Origin of the sequence: Corallococcus macrosporus DSM 14697 (assembly GCF_002305895.1) — a bacterium.
GTDB lineage: Bacteria > Myxococcota > Myxococcia > Myxococcales > Myxococcaceae > Myxococcus > Myxococcus macrosporus.
Genome location: NZ_CP022203.1, coordinates 6,453,092 through 6,473,337, shown reverse-complemented (window position 1 = coordinate 6,473,337; position 20,246 = coordinate 6,453,092). Strand labels below are relative to the sequence as shown.

The following is a 20,246-nucleotide window of genomic DNA, read 5'->3' as shown; positions in this document are numbered from 1 at the left end:
CAGCTTTCGTACACCCGGACAGCCAAGATTCGCCGCTCTTTGCGTATCTCCCTGGATAATGCTTTTCGGCTGTTCCATTGATGGGGGCTCGAATGCGCTGGTTGAAGTGGTCCGTCCTCGTAGGGTCGACGTGTGTGATGACGCTGGTGGGCTGCGGCTCGCCCGGGCAGGAGGGACAGGAGTTCACCGGGAGCCCCGCTCCGAACGGGCCGAGCTCCGAGTCGCCTGGCAGCGAGCCCCTGGGGGAGGGGTGCTCCGACGCCGGGACGCCCGATGACGCGGGGACCCCCGGTGACGCGGGCATCCCGAGCGACGCGGTGCTGGTCACGAATACGACGCGCTTCTACACGTCGGAGGGGACCTCCGAGCGGGTGGAGGACATGTCGGCGCGGCCCCCCGAAATCTATGTGCCGCACGGTTCGACGTTCAGCCTGCTGCTCGGCTCCGCGGTGCCGGGCGGGTGGCTGTTCACGGGGGTCCCCTCCGGGCCGTACTACCTTCGCACGGGGTCGACGTACATCGTCTCGAACGCGCGCCACGTGGACGTGGGCATCAACAAGCTGGGGCGTCCGGACACCGTCTACTCGGAGCACTACCTCACGCCGCTCCAGTTGAACCTGGTGAACATGGCGCCGTGGACGAACTGGTCGAGCGCGTCCCTTCCCGGCTCCAGCCTCCAGCTCGCGTCCGCTCAGGTGGACCTGTACGGCGCCGTGAGCCTCTTCGACTTCATCCCCGATGGTGAGACGCGCATCCTCACCCACAACGCCGAGCTGTGGGCGGGCACCGGCAACATCCCCATCTTCGAGGCGAGCAGGGGAGACCGGCTCTACGTCTCCCAGCACAGCCAGTACCCCGCGGGGACGGCGCCGGATGGCACCGAGTTGGGGTACTCCGCCGTGGACCGCGCGGTGGAGGTGGGGGCCTTCGACTTCACCCCGGATGGTGTCACGCCCATGCCGCTGGCGGGGGTGATGCAGCCGACGCGCCGGACGGAGTTCCCGTTCGAGTGGCGCCTGCCGGCCTATACGGCCTGGGCCCTGGACGCGCACCCGCTCGCGACGCCGTCCATCCCCAGCTTCTACGCCATCCCCGCCGCGCACGGCACGAACGATGGGTGGATTGGCTACTCGGGTGAGCTGCTCACCCTGCAGTTGCCGCGCGCCGCGTCGTTCAACTTCACGCAGCGGCTGCAGTTCGGCAATCCCTTCCCGTCGACCTGGGGCGTGGTGGGCCTGGGCAGCTACTCGTTCCGTGTCCTGGAGACGGTGCCGGATGGCTCGGGCCGGCTCGTCAGTCTGTCGGGCAGCATCTCGACGTCGGACGAGTTCAACAGTCTCATCGCGAGCCCTCTCCAGCCGCGCGTGTCGCCGCCGCGGGCGCTGGCCATTGACGGCGTGCCCGCGAGCACCCAGCGCGAGGTGGGCGCGGCCAACCCGGTCATCTCCTGGCTGCCCCCGGCCCAGGGCTCCGTCAACGCCTACCGGCTGGCGTTCCTCCGTTACAACCCGGAGGTGAACACCCTGCTCACCGATGGCGTCCTCTACCTGCCGGGCTCGGCCACCCAGGTGCGGCTGCCTCCCGGAATGCTGAAGCCGGACAGCATCTACTACCTGCGCCTGTCCGCCTACGACGGCCCCGGCTATGACATCGAGCGCGACCCGTTCCACACCCGCGAGGCGCTGCCCATGGCCCACGCGGATGCGTTCAGCTCGCTCTTCACCACGCCGTGACGCGGGGCCCGCTACTCCACCCGTGCGGTGCGGTGGCGGGCCTGGCACCTGGAGCCGCGCGTCAGCCCCGCGGCGACGCGCGCCGTCCGGGACGCCCAGTGCCTCAGGTTTCTGAGTCCACTCGTGGAAAACACCGGCGTGCCGCAGTCGGCGCCCCCGGGGGCATCGACTGAAGTGCTGCTGGCATCCACATTGCTCTGAAGGCGAGGTGTACCCAGAGAGGAGTGTGGCTTGAACTCGGATCAACTGCGTCGGCTCTTCGCCCGAGCGCTGAGTGCATCACTGGCGTCCCCGCTGCTGCTCACCGGTTGCGGCAGCGGAGGGGTTTCCCTGGAGGGCTTCTCCCCCCCTACCTGTGATGAAGGAAGGCTGTCACTCCGAGGGCTGTCTCCCGCGGCAGCGCCGGACTTCATCGAGATGAGGCTCATCACCGACCTGTACGGCTCGGCCCAGCAGCAGCCCGTCGTGTCCGCGGGGACGCCGTGCGAGAGCGCCCAGCAGCCGGTGGCATGCAACGCGGAGCTCGAGTCCCTCTCCTCCGAGGAGGGGTTTCGCTCCCGCTGCGACCTGGACTGCCAGGCGTACTACCTGGTGACAACGCGAGGGGATGCGGTGGAGGCCCACACCTCCCAAGAGGCGCTCCGGGCCTTCCTGGGTGACATCGACGCGCCTCAGGAGGCGCTGCTCCAGGTCTTCGCGGAGGGCTACAGCCTGAGCTGCACGGCGTTGGAGAGAGGCGCGGTGAAGGCCAACGCGGACGGGACCTTCAACGTCGTCGCCACGAAGGGGTTCGCGTGTGGAGAGGGCTCCAACCTGACGCAGTATCTGCTGGAGGTGACGCCCTCGGGCGAGGTGCACGTGAGGGAGTCCCACATCCTGGAGCGGGGCACGAAGGGGTGCGCCGTGGGGCGCAGGCCCGCGGGCCTTCGCTCGGATGGCTCGGTTGCGTGCGCGGATGAGCTGGGGCAGCACTTCGCGCTCATCGCCCACCTGGAGGAGGCCTCCATCACGGCCTTCTTGAGGCTGCGGGACGAGCTGGCGCTCCATGGTGCCGCGGTCGAGCTTCAGCAGGCGGCGCTGCGCAGCGCGCTGGATGAGGTGGCTCACACGGAGGTGTGTGGACGGCTGGCGCGTCGTCATGGCGCGACGCCTGAGCGCGCGGTGGTGGCGCCGCTCCCGCCCAGGCCGCTGCTCGAGGTGGCGCTGGACAACGCGGTGGAGGGCTGCGTGCGCGAGACGTACGGCGCGCTGCTGGCGCACCACCAGGCCCTGCACGCGGAGGACGACGGGGTGCGCGAGGCGATGGTCCGTATCGCCGAGGACGAGACCCGGCACGCGGACCTGTCCTGGGCCATCGACCGGTGGGCGGCCGAGCGCCTGCCGCCCGCTGAACGGGAAGCGGTGCGAGCGGCACGTCAGCGGGCGGTGGAGGCGCTCCGTGCGGAGGTCGCCGCGCCGACCGATGCCGCGCTCCTGAAGGCGCTGGGGCTGCCCGAGCCGGAGGCCGCCGTCGCGATGGTGGACCTGCTCTCGCGGGAGCTCTGGAACTGAGGCCCAGGCCCGCGCCGGATGTCGAGGCGGCGCTTGTCGGCCCTGGCGCCGCCCTCTCTGGCAGGAGAGGGCGGCGGGGCCGCGGTGCCCGCCTACTTGTCCGCGTCCTTGGCACCCTCGACGGGCGGGGCCAGGGGGAAGGCCAGGTAGCCCTTCTCCGTGTACCAGGCCATGACCTGCACTCGCAGTCGGCCCGCCTTCACCATCGGGTCCTGCTCGGCGAGCTGCTTCGCCTCCGCCTTGGTGGCGGTGCGGTAGATGCACGCGCCGCGCAGGCCCACGTCGTCCTGTTCATCGAAGGGCCCCGCGAGCACCATCTTGCCGCTCTCGCCCATGCGGGTGAGGTGCGCGAGGTGCTCCTTCTGCAGTTGCGCCAGCGCGGCCTCCGGCAGCTTCTTGGCGCCAGGCACGCGCTCCAGCAGGACGAGGTAGTGCCTGTCGAACTCCCACTTCTTCGCGGCGGGCTGGGTTGGAGGCGCAGGCGCGGGTTGAGCCGGCGCGGCGCCGAGCGTGAGGAGGAGCAGTGCGGTCGTGAGCGTCATGGTGAAGGTCCTCGGGAAGCAGGTGCGCGGAACCCTAGAGGCAGCGGCTGGCGCGGCGCCACTCCTACTCGAAGAACGCCGAGGCCAGGGACCGGGTGCCCGAGTCCGGGTCCTGGCGGGTCCAGATGACGGCGGCGTTCCCGAGTGGGCTGGTCGCCACCTCGAGATTCCCGAGGTACCCCGTCACGCTGGTGAAATCGAGCCGCCTGGCGGAGGACCAGCCCGCGCCGGGCACGAAGCGTCGAGCCCAGACGGACGTGGACGCTCCCTCGGTGCGGCCATAGACGACCGTGGCCGTGCCGGAGGGAGAAACGTGGAGGTCACTGCCCCCTCCGTATTCCGTCGCGAGCTGCTGGGGCGGCAGCCAGCCCGAGCCGCTCACGTAACGCGCACACCACAACCCCCACTCGAAGTTGGGGCTGTGCTGGCTCCAGACAACAAACGCATTGCCGTTCGCGTCCGCGGCCACCTGCGGCCCGCTGATGACGTTCCCCTGCGTGTGGAGGGGCACCTCCTGGTCGCTGAAGCCAGAATCGACCATGAAGGGGTTCGCGTACAGCCGGTCGTTGTCTTGATACCTGCGAATCCAGACGGCAACGCCAGTCCCATCCGCATTCAGGGCGATGTGGGGATAGCGGCCTCCCATGCCTTCGCCGGTCGCCGGCGCGCTCCAACCCCAGGCGCCCTGGCGCGAGTATTGGAGCGGGCTGTTGAGCTCGGACCAGACCAACACCCCGTTCCCCCGCGAGTCCACCCCGACGTCATAGCCGTCCCACGAGTAGCCCCAGTTCGCGTCGTCGATGGTGCGCACGAGGACTGGCGAGCCCCAGTCTGAACTCCCGGCGTACGGCTGCACCCACAGGAAGCGCTGCGTGGAGCTCTCCTCGACCCAGGCGGCGAGCGCCCCCTGGTTGGGCGCTGCGACCACGCGGGGGGCCATCACATCCATCCCCGTGTCCTCGCCCAGCAACCGCGGCACGCTCCAGCTCTGGACGCTGCTGTCGGAGCCGGTGGCGAGGACGCCAAAGGTCCTGCGGGTCCTGTATTCCCCCACCGGCCACGCCTCCACCACGGCCAGGAGGGTGCCGTCAGGCAGGGGCGTGAGCGCGCCCGGTCTGGGAAGTGACGTGTCGAGCGTGTCCGCGCCCACGCGCTGGTCCGCCTCCCAGGCCGCGCCGGGTCTGTGGCGCCGCGCCCGGAGCCCCTCGTCGGCATACATGATCGTCGCCACGCCAGAGGCGTCCATCGCGAGCGAGGGGGAGGCTGAGTTGAGGCTCGAGCTGCTCAAGATGACCTGGGGGGCTCCCCACTCGGCCGCACGGACCGAGTAGCCCCAGGCGTGGGGCGCGGTCATCGTGTTGCCAGCGAGGTCCTTCACCCCGTCGATGGCAGCGCTCACCTGCGCACCGAATGCCGGCCGCTGCGTCAGCGCGAGCGTACACCTGCCCGCGGCGCAGGTCACCGTGCCCCCGGACAACCTCTGGCCGTCCGCCGTGACGTGGAACGTGGCCGGCGTCACGCTGGTGGTGTCGAGGGTCGTCTCGCTGAACGACACCTCGATGGCGGTCCAGGGCGAGGCCGTGACGGAGGAAGCCTCGGGCGTGGCGGACACGACGCGCGGCGGCGTGACGTCCACGATGAAGCCATTCGACATCTTCCAGCCCGACGTGTTCCCAGCCTCATCCACGGCGCGCACGCAACTGTAGTAGCGCTGCTCGGCCAGGGTGAGCACCGTGAGCTCCGCGGACGATGCGGCGCCGACATCCTGGATGCTGCTCGCGTTGCCGGGGCACGCCGAGATGGACGTCAGTGCGAGCTCGTAGCGCCGGATGCTCACGGCGTCGCTGAAGCCGGACCAGCGAGCCGCCACGCGCGTGTCGCTGTTCTGATATTCGAGCTCCGGGCCGGAAAGGCCGTCCATCACCGTGGCGGCCAGCTCGGAGGGCGCCGTGCTGTCCTCGACGAACGTCAGCGCCGCGGAGCAGGCCGAGACGTTCCCGACCGCGTCCGTTGCCTGGGCCACGTAGCGCGAGGTGCTGTTGTCGGCCACGGAGAGCGGCAGCGTGGCCTGTCCCTGATTGTCGGCGGTACGCGAGGCGAGCGCTCCTCCAAGACACGTCGTGCCGGCGAAGAAGCGCACCGTGGCCCCCGGCTCGGTGGTGACGTGGAGGGCCGGCGTGTTGTGGTTGGCGGGAGCAACGGGGGTGGTGGCGAGCGCTGGGGGCGCAGGGGGCGTGCTGTCCTCCCGGTAGGTGGGGCCCACGGCGCAGGCCGAGGCGTTGCCCGCCTCGTCGGAGGCGGACACGTAGGTGGCCGTGACGCTGTCATCAGGAACGGACAGGCGAAGGGAGAACGTGCCGGCCGCGTCCGCCACCTGGCTGTCGACCGGCGTGCCGGAGCAGGTTTCATCGACGTAGAGCCGGACGGTGGCTCCCGACTCCGTGCCGCCAATGAGGCGCGGGGCGTTGTCGTTGGCGGCCTCCGAGGGCGACAGCCGAAGGCCCGAGAGCGCCGGCGGCGTGCTGTCCTCGCGGTAGGTCACGCCTTGCGGCGAGCACTGCGAGACGTTCCCGGCCGGGTCGATGGCCAGCCCATGGAAGGAGGCCCAGGCGTCGTCGGGCACATTCACAGGAATGGAGACCTGGCCCTGGGCGTCCGCGGTGCCCTCGCCGGCAATGGCGCCGGAGCACCCCGCGACGGTGTAGAGGCGCACGCGCGCCCCTGGCTCGCTCCTGGCCAGGATGTGCGGCACGTTGACATTGGAGGGAGAGACGGGCGCGGTCCCGAGGAGCATCGGCGCGTCGGGGGGCGTGGTGTCCTCCGGCGTCCCTGCGTCCCCGAGGCCCGCATCCTCCTGCCCCGGTGTGCCGGAATCCCGCTCGGCGTGCGTCCCGGAATCCGGCGGCGCAGGGTCGCCAGGTCGCTCGTTGCCTGTCCCCCCACAAGCGGCCAACAGCCATCCACTCACGACTGCGCCCGCGAGCCACTTCGACATCGCTCCCCACCCCATCTGCACTTTCCGCATAAGGCGCCCCTTCTACACGGCGGCGGCGCCGTTCGGCGACATGACATTCACCCGGCGGGGACTGGGCGCCGTTGATTCGCAGCGCCCGCATAGCCGACGCCACGCGACAAGGGTTGGAGGAAGCCGCCGCGGTCGATGGCGAACTCGGGGCGCTTGTGGCCACCACCGTTGGAGACCCAGCGGCTTCGGACATCCTGCAAGGCCAAGGCCGCTACTGACGCGGAACACCGATGGCGGGAGCTACTTCGTCGTGGGCAGCCGCGCCAATCCGTACAACGGGGCCGTCACTGTCACCGCGCTCGCCGGCTGCCAGGTGCCCTCGCCCGGTATCGTGACGGGCTGCTACGCCCGTTGCACCAACGGAAGGCTCAGCCGGGCCGGCACCTTCGAAGCGCACCGCATGCTCTCACAGCGAGGGGAGGGTGAGTCCTCGGGCGGGCTGCGCCTCATCTCCGAGTCCCCCGTCGCGCTGGGAGATGCCGTGGACGTCTATGTCACGAAGGACCATGCCTACGTCGTCTCCATCAACGACATCGCTGGCGCCAGCAACGGCGGGCTCACCGTCTTCGACGTGAGTGACAGGGCGCACCCCATCTTCAAGGCCTCCATCAGCCTGCCGGGGGACTCGAGCTGGAATGGCGTGTGGGCGAAGGAGGATGCCCTCTACATCGCCGGGAACAGCGCGGGCGTCGTCGTTTATGACATCTCCAATCCCTCGCAGCCGGAGTACGTGCGCCACCTGCCCGCGGGGCAATACGGGGCGCACACCGTGCTGGTGGATGGAAACCGCCTCTATGCCATGTCGCCGGGCGAAGTGACCTACGTGCACGACGTCACCTCGCCGCTGGAGCCCGTCCTGCTCCAACTCATCACCGTGCCGTCCGAGTTCTCCTTGGGGGGCGCGCACGACGCCTTCGCTTATGAGGGCCGGCTCTACATCAGCAATGGCTTTGGGGGGTACTCCGTCATGGACGTCACCGACCTCGACAACGTGCGGCACCTGGGCCAATACGTGCATGGCTTCGACGCCTTCGCGCACCACAGCGCCGTCGGCACCTTCGCCGGGCGCACCATCGCCTTCGAGGGCACTGAATTCAATGGCTCCCACCTGCGCGTGTTGGACGTCACGGACCCGGCGAACATCGTCAAGATTGGCGAATTCCGCCTCAGCCTCGTCACGTCCATCCACAACCTGATTCTGAAGGGCCACCTGCTCTACATCGCCTGGTACCACGAGGGCGTGCGCGTGTTCGAGGGCACCTTCGGCATCCGGGTGCCCGGTGACGGGTACGTGTACGCGGCCGACTCCGTGCGCGGCCTGCTCATCCTCAACGAACTCTGAGCGTCCAGCGGAAGTCGCGGGTGGGGGCGGGCACCTGGCGGCACGCCTCCACAGCCGCGCCACCTCGTTGCATGACGCGGCTGTGGAGGCGCCTGGGGTGATGGCCCTCGGTGGTGACTGGCGCCATCCGCCTGGTGACTGCGGTCACCGGGCCAACGCCTCACACGGGGGGCCTGCAGCCGTCGTAGCCATGTGAAATCGGTATGTTACGTCGAACGTCCAAGGTGGCATGGGTGCTGCAGTGAGACAGCGCATGGGCGGGACAGACTCGCCGCAGCAATCCCCCTTCGCTGTCAGAAACAGGTGATCCCCATGATCGGCAAGGCCAAGGCTTCCTCCTTCTCCTCCAAGCGTCCGGGCGCTGCGCAGTCCTCTCCCACGGCCCCGAAGCCGCCGCCCTCGTCGGCGTCCGCTCCGGACAAGGGCGGCCGTGTCCCCCAAGGCTCCTCCACGCGGCCCTCCGGCCCGGTGGATTCGTTCCAGTCCTCGGGTGGGCCCGGACGGCCCTCTGGCCCGGCGGCGCCCCAGTCCCCGGGCGGGCCCGGGCGGCCCTCTGTCCGGGAAACGGCGCTGCAGACCATGGCTGACTTGGGCCCCGCGGCGCTCCAGACCGCGGCCGACTTCGGTCCCGCGGCGCTCCAGTCCGTGGGCGCCTTCGGCCCCGCGGCGCTCCAGTCCGTGAGCGCACTGGGGCCGGCGGCCGGGCTTCCGCCGATGGATGGCTTCGGGCCGGCGGCCGCGCCCCCGCCGATGGCCGGCTTCAACCCGGCGGCCGGGCTCCCTCCGATGGGCGGCTTCAACCCGGCGGCCGGGCTCCCGCCGATGGGCGGCTTCAACCCGGCGGCCGCGCTCCCGCCGATGGCCGGCTTCAACCCGGCGGCCGGGCTCGCGCCGATGGGCGGCTTCAACCCGGCGGCCGGGCTCCCGCCGATGGACAGCTTCGGCCCGGTGTCCGCGCTCCCGCCGACGGGCGGCTTCGGTCCCATGTCGCCGCTCCAGGCCGGTGGCGTGCCCATGGGCCACGTCAACCCGATGGATGGGTTCGAGACGGGTGCCATCACCCAGCCGCAGCCCTTCAACGCGCCGATGCGGCCGGGGGCGCAGGCGCCGGTCAACGAACCCGCCACCTTCGCGCCCCGCGGGCTCCCCAAGAACCTGCAGAACCTCAAGCCGGCTCCCGAGCCCTCCGGTTCCGGCGTCCCGAGCGCCAAGGACAAGCGCCCGGCTGGAGACAAGCGGACGGCGGCGCAGATCGTCGATGACTCTCCCGCGCTGAAGAACCTGGGCCGCCAGAAGGACATCAAGTTCGAGCAGCTCTGCAAGCAGACGGGCATCGACCCCAAGCTGGACCTGAAGGACGCGAAGCAGAACCCGGACGCCGTCTACCGTCTGGCCAAGGTGCTGGAGTTCATCGACAGCGCGAAGACCTCCACGGGTGAGGACCGGTCGAACAAGGTCAAGAACGGCAAGGGCGACGGCAACATCGAGGGCATCACCAAGGATGGCGATGCGCGGCACGGCACCGAGGCCGGCATGGTGAAGGACTTCGCGGAGAAGGGTTATTCCTTCCTGGGAGAGCACCAACTGCCGACCACGAAGGACACCCACGTGAAGGCGGACGGAAGCAACAAGGACAACTTCCAGTGGTTCGCGGGTGAGGCGGGCAAGCACCTGTGGTTCCTGCCGGGGGTGAGCAACGTCCTGACGGGGATTGGCGACTCGGAGGGCGGCGTCAAGGGCGTCTTCGAGGGCGCCGCGAAGGGCTACCTCAACACCGTGAAGGGGGCCGCGGAGGGCGTCCTCGGGGCTGTCACCACGGGCCGCATCAACCCGGCCTCCATGATCTTCGGAGGCGCCATGGGCGCGCTGGCGAACACCGAGGCCGCGCCGCAGCCGGTGAAGGACATCGCCAGCATGCTGTGAGCCCCTGGCGTGGCCATTCGCCAACATCCCCCGGGTTGAAGACGTCCCTCGGAGCCCCCTTCAAATGGGCAAGCTCCGGGGGACGTCGATTCTCAATCGACGAAGTTCAGTCCGACGATGTCGCTCGGGGTGGACTCGCCGCCCGTGTTCGCATTCTGTAACAGGGCGCAGATGCCAGGCACGCGATACGCCACGCAGGTATTCGCCACGTGGTCGGCCTGGGACGCATCCTGACGCGCCATCCCCACCAGGCTGTAGTGGAGTGTCAGGGCCACGTTGTACCGGGCTACATCCACGGCATCGTGGCTCGTCGCGTGATGTCCACCTCGGAGCCCACGGGATATCTGGCCTCATCCAAACTGTGTGTGAAGGTGCTCTCTTGTTCCTGTCCCGTGAGGCCTCACAATGGCCCGGTGCATCAATCACACATGTGTCGTGAATATTTACAGTAATACGTCAAAGGCTTGTCTCTGTCGTGGGAGCTGGCGAGGCTGCGCCCCATGACACACCGACGGTTGAACAGGATTGGCATGGTGGGCGGCGGCGCCATGGGGTGCGGCATCGCGCTCGAGCTCGCCATCGCCGGCAGGCAGGTGGTGCTCTACAACACGCGCGCCGACAGCAGCGAGCGGGCGCGCGCGAAGCTGGAGCGGGACGCGGCGCTGCTGGTGGAGACGGGCCTGCTCGCCGCGGAGCAGGTGCCCTCCGCGCTGGGGCGCATCCGCCGCACCACCGTGCTCGCCGAGGCCGCCGTGGCGCAGGACCTGGTCATCGAGTCCATCCCGGAGGACCTCGCGCTCAAGCAGCAGCTCTTTCGCGAGCTGGACCGGCTCGCGGCCCCCGACACCCTGCTCGCCACCAACACCACCGCGCTGAGCGTGACGGCCATCGCCCGGGACTGCACGCGGCCCGAGCGCGTCCTCTCCGCCCACTACTACCTGCCCGCGCACCTCGTCCCGCTGGTGGACGTCATCCCCGGAGAGAAGACGTCTCCCGACGCGGTGGAGACGGTGCGGCGGTTCCTCGCGTCGTTGGGCAAGTCGCCGGTGGTGTTCGCCAGGGACGTGCCGGGCTCGGTGGGCCCGCGTCTGCAGCAGGCCCTCATCGGCGAGGCCATCCGGCTGGTGCACGAGGGCGTGGCCACGCCGGAGATGGTGGACCAGGTGCTCACCCAGGGCGTCGGGCGGCGCCTGGGCGCCTCGGGCGTCTTCGACCGGCTGGACCTGGTGGGGCTGGACTTCATGACGGCGCTCCTCCGCGGCGCTGGCCGCCCCGTGCCGCCCGTGCTCGCGCAGAAGGTGGAGCGGGGCGAGCTGGGGCAGAAGACGGGCCAGGGCTTCTACGCCTGGACGCCCGAGTCCACCGCCGCCTACGAGGAGCGCATGGCCCGCCACCTCGCCACCCAGCTTCGCGAGGACCGGGCCGCGGGCCGCCTCCGCGCTCCCACGACGGAGCTTGAAGAATGAGGACAGAGGCCGTCCTGTTGGATTCGGCGGTCCTGGCGGACTTCCTGGTGGACGCCATCCGCGAGTACACCACGTGCACCCCGGAGCTTCCGCCCCGGAGCTGGGCCGTGTTGCTGGGGCGCGTCGCCGGCGATGCCATGCGCGTGGAGGGTGTTCGCTTCGCCACCAACATCCGCGAGACGGATGAGCGCGTGCTCCAGGAGTTCGACAGCACCATCATCCCTCGCTTTGGCGCCTGCTACGCCAACGGGCGCCGTGGCTTCTGGTGCGAACCCCGGGAGTTGCTGCGCATCACCACCGAGGCCGAGGCGCAGGGCCTGGACGTGCTCGGCTCCATCCACCTGCACCCGGACTGGCACCGCATCGGCCCGCCCCACGAGCGCGGCCTGCGTGTCAGCCAGGAGCCCACGCCCATGGACCGCCACCTCTTCCACGGCAGTGGCTGGCCGCTCAACATGATTCTCTACCTGGAGAAGCGAGAGGGGCGGCTCTATCAGTCGATTGGCGCGTGGGCCCCGCCCGATGACCCGGAGGCTGGGGCGGGCTGTCGAGCGCTGCCCATCCGACTGGAGACTCCGGAGCGGTGAAGCGGGGTGGGGCGTCCTCCCGCCAGAAGCCCATCCGCCCAAGCCCCTGGACAGGGCGGTGACGTCGGCGCTCAATAGATGAAGTTCAGCCCAACGACGTCGCTCGGGGTGAACTCGCCGTCTGTGTCCGGTGGGATGCAGGTGTTCATGAGCGACCCACCTGGGGTCGGCGGGGGCGTCCCTGGGATTTGGATGGCCCCCACTGTCCCTACGCCTTCGGGGCCCGGGCCGGTGGTGCCGCAACTGATGCTCGGGTTGTAGAAGTCCGTGTGGCGAAGGCCAATCGTATGGCCAAGCTCATGGGTGATGACGTGCTCGACCCTATCCAGGCTGTAGCTGCTCAGGCCTGTGCCGATGTAGATGCGTCCATAGGGAAGCCCGTTCGAGGGGTAGCCCGCGGAGCCCCCGGCGCCGGTCATGGTCGCCGCTGTAATCATCGCATGGCAACTGGCGGTCGCTCCCTGGATGAAGCGAATCCGGAGCCCCAGGGCGTTGTAGTTGGCGAGCGCGAGTTCGAGTCCCTGCATGAGCCGGGAGTGGCTTCGGAACGTGGCCGTGGGGTTGACGCAGATTGTCGCCACGTTGAGGCCGACGATGTTCGTCGTCCTGTGGAGTTCGTGACTCCCCTCGCCAGGGTCGAGCATCTCCCGTGACGCCTCCAGGGAGACGTGGGCGTCCCCTCCCACGTAGACGGCACCATCGGCGACCCGGATGCCTTCGGCGGGGAACCCCGCCTCGATCAGATTGGAGATGACTTCATCGGTAGTGCCCGACGCTCCGCTACCGCAGCCAGCCAACAACACGCCACAGCTCACCGCGACGACTGCCGCTCTCTGGAACATGGTGGGTCTCCCTCTCGTGTGGGGAAGAGGGAGCCTATCAAGGTGGCATTGCCACCCGGCGCGCTCATGTCCGCAATGACCGATGTTGAGCGGAACGTCCGCTGAAGGGGTGTCTGGTTACGGCGATGGCGCTGTCGAGGCCGGTCTGTTCGTCGAGGCGGGCTGCGTCGCGGGCGCCCAGCGCACCGGCCCCATGTGGACAGGGATACCGGGCTTCTTTGGCTCGGGGCGGACTGGGACCAGCACGCGGCCTCGTGCATCGAGCTCGAACGACGCCTCCGTCACCGTCCCCAGCACCGTGCCGGTGCCCAGGTCCACGACCCACCCCATGTGGAGCACGAGGTCGTCCACGCGCGCAAAGCCGTACGTGCTCTCCATGCCTACATAGCGTTGGTCTCCGGTGATGACATTCCAAAGCCATAAGTGATTGATGGGGTCGCTGACTGTGCCGTTCGTTGGCGACTTCCGCTCCAACAGGAGGACGTAGTCGCTACCGGTCTCTACAGGGTACTTCTCCAAGGGGACGGGCACGACGGCGCGTCGCTCCAGGTCCACGATGACATCTTGCATTCTCTGCCCTTTCCTCTGGGCGGACAGCATCAAAAGGGGGCCTTTGCTATTGATGGCGCGCATTGCATCGTCTGCGCTGCTCACCGACCAACCCAGGGACTTGTGGAGAGCCGGGCCATGGAGCTCGAGCGGAAGAGGCGCATGCTCACTTTGGGCGCGACAGGCGACCAGGACCTGCCGGCGTGGTGCATCGACCCGGAACAGCACCCCGTTGCAGCTCGCTGGGACCCACTCCTCGCGCTTGCCGTGGGCATCCTCTGCGACGATGGCGCCGTCTGGCAGTTGGCGGAGCATTTGATCACCCACGGTGTAGTAGGCGATGATGCTGTCCGGGTCCTCGACGAGACGACCTGTGTCCAGGTGGCGCATCCGATACGTGGGCCTGTCTCCCTTCTCCCCGGAGAGGCTGCTGGACATGACGGGACCTCGGCACAGGGCAGGCGCGAGGTTGGTCTCGAACTCGGGCCCCGATAGACGCCCGTCCTTGTCGGTGTCCTCGGTCACGACCTGGACGGCTGCCCACCGGCCGGCGTCATCCAGGGCGATCGCGTCGATCTGCCCCTCACCCATGTCCACCACGCGCTCGGTGCCCCGCGCCATGTCGCGAAGCACCGCCACCGTCTTTCCCTCTTCGGGACGCAGGTAGATCAACCGTGAGCCATCGCCAGAGAATCTGGCGCGAGGGCGCGGATACGGCGACAGGCTGGCCGCGAAGGGGCCGGGGCTCAGCACCTGTTCCTGGCCCGACAAGGAATCGAGCAGCCGCAGGGTCCCCTCGCGCACGAACACGACGTGACGTCCGGAGCGGTCCCATGCGAGCAACTCGTCAATGGCAATGCCGGGCCCTGGCTCAAGGAAGAGATAGGGGCGCAGCGCGTCACCTCTGGGGCCGCTTCCTCCGTGGAAGTCGAACTGCACGGAGACGCTGCCGTCCTGATTGGTGTCCTCGCGCGCCTGGCAGGCCATGAACCAGCGCCCATTGGGCGAAGCGACTTGGGAAACGAACGGGTGAGGCGTGCCGTACTCCGCGTCAGGAGGGGGTTCGGGGCGACTGACCGGGCCCTGGGACGCGCAGGCAGTGCCAAGCAAGCATATCGATGCGAGCAGTCGGAGGCGCATGGCAGGAGCCTGCGCGAGGCCTGTCCGGAATTGCAATTGCATTCCACGTCGATGGCCGAACATCCGCGCCGAAGCCCGCCGACACGCAGCCACCTGCCATCGTCGCCATCGCGGTGCTTCGCAAGGCATGTGAGTTGGGTCATCCGGGGGGCTGCTACAGCACCGGAGCAGTCTTGTGCCATGGAGAGCTTGGGCACGCTGTCGACAAGACCGCGGCCACAGCCAGGCGCCAGGCCTGGACCCGTCCTTCGGCGGCGCGGTAGCCTCGGCGGCCACGAAGGGGGCGTCATGAAGAAGTGGAAGGTGGTCGCGCTCGCAGTCGTCGGGCTCCTCATCGGAGTGGCGGTGCCCGTTGCGCTGCTTCGCGCTCCCGCCCAATCTCCAATTGAAGCCCGTCCGGGGTGCTGGGCGAAGGTGGGTCCACAGGTGCTGGGGAAATGCGCGCCTGGGAACACACCTCACAAGGGCGACTGCTACATGCCTCGCTGGGGTTATGAGTGTGGGATGACGTACTGACCCCGCGGTGAGGGAAATGGACGGCGACTTCCGTTCTTGAGTTCAAGCGCGACTGGGCGCCATTGAACCCGACAGCAGGAGGTCGCCATGCCACGGAGCAACTCCTTCAACGACGTGTTTCGTTTCATCCAGCTCCGGCCGCCCACGCCGGCGAAAGCCAAGAAGCCGCTGTCGCTCTTGAAGACAAGTCTCGCCGCGCGCCTCGAAGGCGTACGGGGAGTCGGGACGCGCATGGCCGCGGCGGAAGCCATGTTGCAGAGCGGTACGGAGACCGTGCGCGGGGTCGCGGACCTGCCCGGTGCAGCCGCGGTCATCGCGGTCATCGAAGAGCTGCGCGAGCAAGCCGATGCCACGACGGATGAGCTGCTCGAGCGCCTCGGCAAGACGGAGACGCTGCAGGTCGCAGCGTCGCTCACGCGACTCTCGGACACCCTGCTCGCGAGCTACCACTACTGCGTCAGGGGCCCGAGGGGTGGACGGGGAGGCCGAGCAGGCGACGAGAGGTGCGGTGCTGGTTGGCGCGGTGGCAGGTGGGACAGCGCGGCAACCAGGTGGCAATCACCCGCGCCATCGCGAGTCGTGCGGTGATGAAGCTGTCGTGGAAGTGGCGCTCAGGCCGAGAGGGGCTGCGCGTGGGCTTCAGCCGCCCTTCGGGCCGAGGGGGGAAAACGCCGCGTGCGTTCGGCCACGAGGAAAGCGTAGCAGCACAGCGCGACGGAGACGTGGTGATGCCAGCCGGGGTAGCGGCGGCCTTCGTAATGGTCCAGCCCCAACTCCCCCTTGAGGTCTTCGTAGACGCGCTCGGTTCTCCATCGCTGCATCACCAGACGGATGAGCTGCCGCTTCGTTCGTCCTTCTGTCAGGGAAATCAGGAAGTAGTTGGCGGGCTCGGGCTCGCCGTCTCGCCATTCAATGAGCAACGTCAGGGGCTCCTGCTCGCGCTGGGAGACGCCCGCGGCGACGACGCGGCGCAGGGCAAAGCGTGCTGACAAGGCGTCTTGCGTGCCCTGGCGCCAGGTGCACCGTCGGAAGCCGCCTCGTTCATGAATGCGCCAGGCCAGGTCTGAAACGCTTTGCGCGTCCTTTCGAGGACGGCCCTTCGCGTCCAGGAGGCGGACGCCCGTTTGCGCAGCCACCGCAACGGCGTAATGCAAGTCCAGCGCGCGAAGGCGCGCACGGAAGTCGCTGGAGTTGCCGTAGGCGCTGTCCGCCAGGAGGACACCCGGCGCCACGCCGTCCTCCACGGCCCGCTCAATCATTCGCAGCGCCAGTTGAGGCTTGGTTTGGAAGGAAACCTCGGCGGGAATTCGGGCCTCGCGGCGGCGCGCCTCGTCGTTGGCCCAGCACTCAGGGAGGTACAGCTCGAAGTCGAGGGGCAGGTGCTCGGTACGCGTGGCCACGCTGAGGCTGACGCCAATCTGGCAGTTGGCCACCTTCCCCGCCGAGCCGGTGTACTGCCGCTGGACACCCACCGAGTGCTTGCCCTGCTTGAGGAAGCCCGTGTCGTCCACAATCCACGCTTCCACCGACTCCCGCCGCGTCATCGCCTCCAGCGCGTACCTCGCCGCCTGGCGCCGCACCTCCCGGTCGCTCCACCTCGAGTCCACTGCGAAGTGCAACAGTCGCTGGTGCATTGCATCCACCCGCTCGGGGTCCGGACACGCCCGGGCGGCGATGGGCTCCACGCTCTTGCGCTCCCCCTCGCCCAGCAGGCCCATGGCGTAGAGGGCGAACGAGCCGCGTCGGCTCTCCTCGCCCAGCACCTCGCCGATTTGCTGGAAGTACCTCTCAAGCCGCTGCACCGCAGCGGCGTTCATGAAGGTGTCCATATCTCCTTCATGAGTGGGGCCGCTGGTGGCAGATGCAACCATGACCTGCCAGCCCAGCCCTCCATCACCCACTCCCCCTTCGGCCTACCCCTGACGCAGTAGTGCTACTACGCCTCGAGCGGGGTTCCCGATGAATTGAGTGCGCTGCAAGACCTCTACCGCGTGTACGACTACCTGCGGGCCCCGACCCAGAAGATGCCGCTCGCGACCTTGCTCCGTCGGCAGCTCGTCACGCCGCTCGCTCCCGCGGCGCAAGAAGGCCTCACGGCCACCCGCGCGGGCTCACCCGCGTCAGGCGCTCCGCAGGACAAGCTCAGCGTGCCTCGGGTGAGAGCGGCCGGCGTCGCCGACCTGATGATCGTGAAGCAGCAGATCAAACGCTACGAGTCGGCTGAAATCGCGCACGTCGAGAACATCGTGAGCGGCGAGAAGAAGTCGCGGTCGCACCGGCGGCTCGACAAGACCGAGGACACGTACACCACGGAGAGCGAGGTCGTCCACGAAGAGACGCATGAGCTCACGACCGATGACCGCTTCGAACTGCAACGCGAGACGGCCTCCACCCTCTCGCAGCAGATGCAGTACGGCGTCGACATGAGCGTCTCCGTCAAGTACGGGACGATGGTCGAGTTCTCCAACCAGTTCGAAATGGAGGAGAAGTTCGCGCAGGAGCAATCACAGAAGAACGCGTCGAAGTTCGCGCACGGCATCGTGGAGCGCTCGCTCGACAAAATCACGAAGAAGACCCACGAGCAGCGGATTCGCAAGCTCACCCAGGAGACCGAGGAGACGAACCTCCACGAACTGAACAACCAGACGGGTGCGCACGTCCGCGGGATCTACCAGTTCCTCGACAAGGTCTACGAGGCGCAGGTCTTCAACTACGGCTTGCGCGAGATGTTCGACTTCGTCATCCCGGAGCCGGCTTCGTACGTCTGGTCGCTCCTCGAGGGCGAACCGGCATCTGAGCTCCCTCCCGCGCCGGAGAAGTTCAACGCCGTCATCGACGAGCACTCCTATTCGAAGTGGACGCAGCTCTATGGCGTGACCGACGTTCCGCCACCGCCCGTGCAGTACGTGATGCTCGCCGCCGACGGCTATCATGGCGAAGCAGAAGGAAGTGAAAGCAAGACGCCCCGTAGCGTGATTCATCTCGAGGTCCAGGTCCCGGCCGGCTACGTCCCCCAGATGCTCACGGTGGGCGCGATGGCGCTCACCAACGTCCCGCATCCCATTCTCGGCGTCACCGTGGCTGGCCAGGCGTTGACCTGGATCGGAAATGGTTCGAAGGCGGAGACGCTCGACGGCGGTAGCAATCATTACGTGAAGTGGACGAGCCCTCCAATGAAGCTCTCAGGCTTCCTGGAGGACGGCGGCTCACTGCCCGAGAGCGGAAAAGTCGGCATCGATGTGCTCGCGTACGAGTCCAACACCTATGCGGTCAGCGCGCGCCTGCAGTGCGTCTGCTCGAATGAGCTGCTCAAGAGCTGGAAGCAGGAGGCCTCCGCTCGAATCCAGAAGGGCTACCTCGAGCGCCTGCAGGAGTGGGAGCAGAAGGTCGAGAAGCTCAAGGCCGAAGCTCGCGCGGCGGAGCCGAAGCAGCCGTTCGGCCCCTCGCCGGGCGAGAACAAGCGGACGCTCCTCCGCGAGCTGAAGAAGCACTGCATCTCCATCATCACGAAGCAGTTCTACACCGCCTTCAACGCCACGAGCGACGGCGCGCCGCCGACCTTCAACCTCCAGGAAGCCGAGACCGAGGGGAGCTTCATCCGCTTCTTCGAACAGAGCTTCGAATGGGACCAACTGCAGTACGTCTTCTACCCCTACTTCTGGGGGCGCCGCGCGAAGTGGCCTGAGCGCTTCGAAGTCGAAAACGCCGACCCGGAGTACCGCGACTTCCTGCAAGCCGGCGCGGCGCGCGTCGTGGTCCCCGTGAGGCCTGGCTTCGAGCTCGCCGTCACGCACTTCCTCGAAACAGGGAAGCTCTGGAATGGGGCGGGCGCGCCGCCGCAAATCTCGAGCGAGCTGTACCTGTCAATCCTCGACGAAATCCGTGCGCGGACCGACGCCCCGGAGAATGAGAAGAAGGTCGGCGAGCCCTGGGATATCCGCGTGCCGACGCCGCTCGTCCTGCTGCGCGACAACGCGGAGCTCCCGCAGTGGCAGCTCGTGGATGAAGAGAAGTGGACGTGGGAGCCGAAGCCATGAGGCGGGAGAAGGTGGTCTTCGTCCGGGGCGGCCAGATTGGCGAAGACCGGCCGTGGCGCATGTTTCACTTCGACCCGCGCCGGGAGCAGGACACCTCCCGCCAGTACGACCTCGTGTACTTCGACATGCCCGCGGGCAAGCGCAAGACCTGGGAGGGGTGGCAACCGGCACGGGGATGGCCGCCCAGGCGAAGGCCGACCCACGAGGTCGAGCTGAGACGCGTGCACCTGCTCGACGCGCGCCCCGACGGTTCGGCCTTCGAGGCGACGGGGCCCGAGAAGCCAACCATCTTGAACCTGTACGACTGGGTGAAGGCGCAGGAGCCGAGCAGCATTGGCGCCTTGCACTTCTTCACCCACGGCGACTACTCCGAGCCCATCATCTGGGAGCACTGCTACGAAGGGGGCAAGCCGCCGCTGCGACCGCTCGCCGAGCCGCGCCATCCGAACGACACCGAGCCGAGGCGCCGCGACTTCTTCGGGACCAATCCGCTCGCGGGCACCGAAGGCCTGCGATTCTGGTCGGCGTTCGCGAGCGACGCGTTCGTGAAGATGTGGGGCTGCGATGCGGCGAAGGAGAATCGCCGCATGGTGTTGAAGCAGGCGAAGGAGCCCACCCAGACGCGCAGCGAGGACATCCTCGACTCCATCGAAGAGACATACGCGATGCTCCTGGCCAGGCTCCTGGGCGTCACGGTGTGGGCGCCGCCCATCGGCTGGGGAACGCGCGTGGACCCGCAGTTGCTTCATCCGGGGTTGAAGTATCGCGGTGTCTGGCCACCCGACTGGAGGACCGAGCTCTGGTGGCGCGTCGAGCAATTTCCCGATGAGGCCCAGAAGGTGTTCCGCGACTTCGGCGCGAAGATCGATTCGACGCGTTACGTCGGCTATCACCCGGCCTGGTTGGCCAGCGCTCGCAGGCCACCAGCTCCCCCGCCCTTGAAGGTGACGTCGCCTCAAGAGCTGCAGCTCGAACAGCCATAGGCGCGGGGAC

The 20,246-nt window shown here is 68.3% G+C and carries 14 protein-coding genes and 1 pseudogene; 9 read left to right on the top strand and 6 right to left on the bottom strand.

Features of this window, described 5'->3' with window-relative positions; all coding sequences use genetic code 11:
• Positions 1-92 precede the first annotated feature (92 nt).
• Both MYMAC_RS25870 and MYMAC_RS25865 read left to right on the top strand, forming a co-directional pair.
• Positions 93-1,733: a hypothetical protein gene (locus tag MYMAC_RS25870; RefSeq protein WP_095960023.1), complete on the top strand. Its 1,641-nt coding sequence runs from the start codon at positions 93-95 to the stop codon at positions 1,731-1,733.
• Positions 1,734-1,964: 231 nt separating this feature from the next.
• Entirely contained in the window at positions 1,965-3,284 is a 1,320-nt protein-coding gene (locus MYMAC_RS25865) for a ferritin-like domain-containing protein (RefSeq protein WP_095960022.1), read from the top strand.
• A 92-nt stretch (positions 3,285-3,376) separates the two neighbouring features.
• Here MYMAC_RS25865 and MYMAC_RS25860 read toward each other — a convergent pair whose 3' ends face one another.
• Together MYMAC_RS25860 and MYMAC_RS25855 are read right to left on the bottom strand one after the other, a co-directional pair.
• Positions 3,377-3,826, bottom strand: coding sequence for a YciI family protein (locus MYMAC_RS25860; RefSeq protein WP_095960021.1), 450 nt, complete (start codon positions 3,824-3,826; stop codon positions 3,377-3,379).
• 64 nt (positions 3,827-3,890) lie between these two features.
• The gene (locus MYMAC_RS25855) at positions 3,891-6,620 is read right to left on the bottom strand and encodes an Ig-like domain-containing protein (protein WP_157757561.1); all 2,730 of its coding nucleotides are present in this window, start codon (positions 6,618-6,620) and stop codon (positions 3,891-3,893) included.
• Between the two features lie 436 nt (positions 6,621-7,056).
• On the opposite strand from MYMAC_RS25855, the pseudogene MYMAC_RS25850 reads away from it, so the two are divergent.
• Together MYMAC_RS25850 and MYMAC_RS37410 are read left to right on the top strand one after the other, a co-directional pair.
• Positions 7,057-8,193: pseudogene (locus MYMAC_RS25850) on the top strand (LVIVD repeat-containing protein); the annotation flags it as partial.
• 579 nt (positions 8,194-8,772) lie between these two features.
• On the top strand, positions 8,773-10,116 hold the full coding sequence (locus MYMAC_RS37410; RefSeq protein ID WP_204817903.1) for a hypothetical protein: 1,344 nt from the start codon (positions 8,773-8,775) through the stop codon (positions 10,114-10,116).
• Between the two features lie 92 nt (positions 10,117-10,208).
• On the opposite strand, the gene MYMAC_RS25840 is transcribed toward MYMAC_RS37410, so the two are convergent.
• A complete protein-coding gene (locus MYMAC_RS25840; RefSeq protein WP_095960019.1) occupies positions 10,209-10,412 on the bottom strand; it encodes a hypothetical protein in 204 nt (67 codons plus the stop codon).
• 204 nt (positions 10,413-10,616) lie between these two features.
• On the opposite strand from MYMAC_RS25840, the gene MYMAC_RS25835 reads away from it, so the two are divergent.
• Positions 10,617-11,582: a 3-hydroxyacyl-CoA dehydrogenase family protein gene (locus MYMAC_RS25835; RefSeq protein WP_095960018.1), complete on the top strand. Its 966-nt coding sequence runs from the start codon at positions 10,617-10,619 to the stop codon at positions 11,580-11,582.
• The gene (locus MYMAC_RS25830; protein ID WP_095960017.1) at positions 11,579-12,169 is read left to right on the top strand and encodes an MPN domain-containing protein; all 591 of its coding nucleotides are present in this window, start codon (positions 11,579-11,581) and stop codon (positions 12,167-12,169) included. The genes MYMAC_RS25835 and MYMAC_RS25830 overlap by 4 nt, the downstream gene beginning before the upstream one ends.
• A gap of 71 nt (positions 12,170-12,240) precedes the next feature.
• Here MYMAC_RS25830 and MYMAC_RS25825 read toward each other — a convergent pair whose 3' ends face one another.
• Together MYMAC_RS25825 and MYMAC_RS25820 are read right to left on the bottom strand one after the other, a co-directional pair.
• Positions 12,241-13,011, bottom strand: a complete 771-nt coding sequence (locus MYMAC_RS25825) for a M57 family metalloprotease (protein ID WP_095960016.1) — start codon at positions 13,009-13,011, stop codon at positions 12,241-12,243.
• Between the two features lie 117 nt (positions 13,012-13,128).
• A complete protein-coding gene (locus MYMAC_RS25820; RefSeq protein WP_095960015.1) occupies positions 13,129-14,547 on the bottom strand; it encodes a TolB-like translocation protein in 1,419 nt (472 codons plus the stop codon).
• A gap of 756 nt (positions 14,548-15,303) precedes the next feature.
• Between MYMAC_RS25820 and MYMAC_RS25815 the strand changes: the two genes are divergently transcribed.
• Entirely contained in the window at positions 15,304-15,804 is a 501-nt protein-coding gene (locus MYMAC_RS25815; protein WP_095960014.1) for a hypothetical protein, read from the top strand.
• Between the two features lie 23 nt (positions 15,805-15,827).
• Here MYMAC_RS25815 and MYMAC_RS25810 read toward each other — a convergent pair whose 3' ends face one another.
• Complete coding sequence (locus tag MYMAC_RS25810) at positions 15,828-17,033, bottom strand: IS701 family transposase (protein ID WP_095961506.1); 1,206 nt, start codon at positions 17,031-17,033, stop codon at positions 15,828-15,830.
• A gap of 147 nt (positions 17,034-17,180) precedes the next feature.
• Here MYMAC_RS25810 and MYMAC_RS25805 point away from each other — a divergent pair, with 147 nt between their 5' ends.
• Complete coding sequence (locus tag MYMAC_RS25805; protein WP_157757560.1) at positions 17,181-19,253, top strand: hypothetical protein; 2,073 nt, start codon at positions 17,181-17,183, stop codon at positions 19,251-19,253.
• On the top strand, positions 19,250-20,236 hold the full coding sequence (locus MYMAC_RS25800) for a hypothetical protein (protein ID WP_157757559.1): 987 nt from the start codon (positions 19,250-19,252) through the stop codon (positions 20,234-20,236). Before MYMAC_RS25805 ends, MYMAC_RS25800 begins: the two co-directional genes overlap by 4 nt.
• Positions 20,237-20,246: the final 10 nt, after the last annotated feature.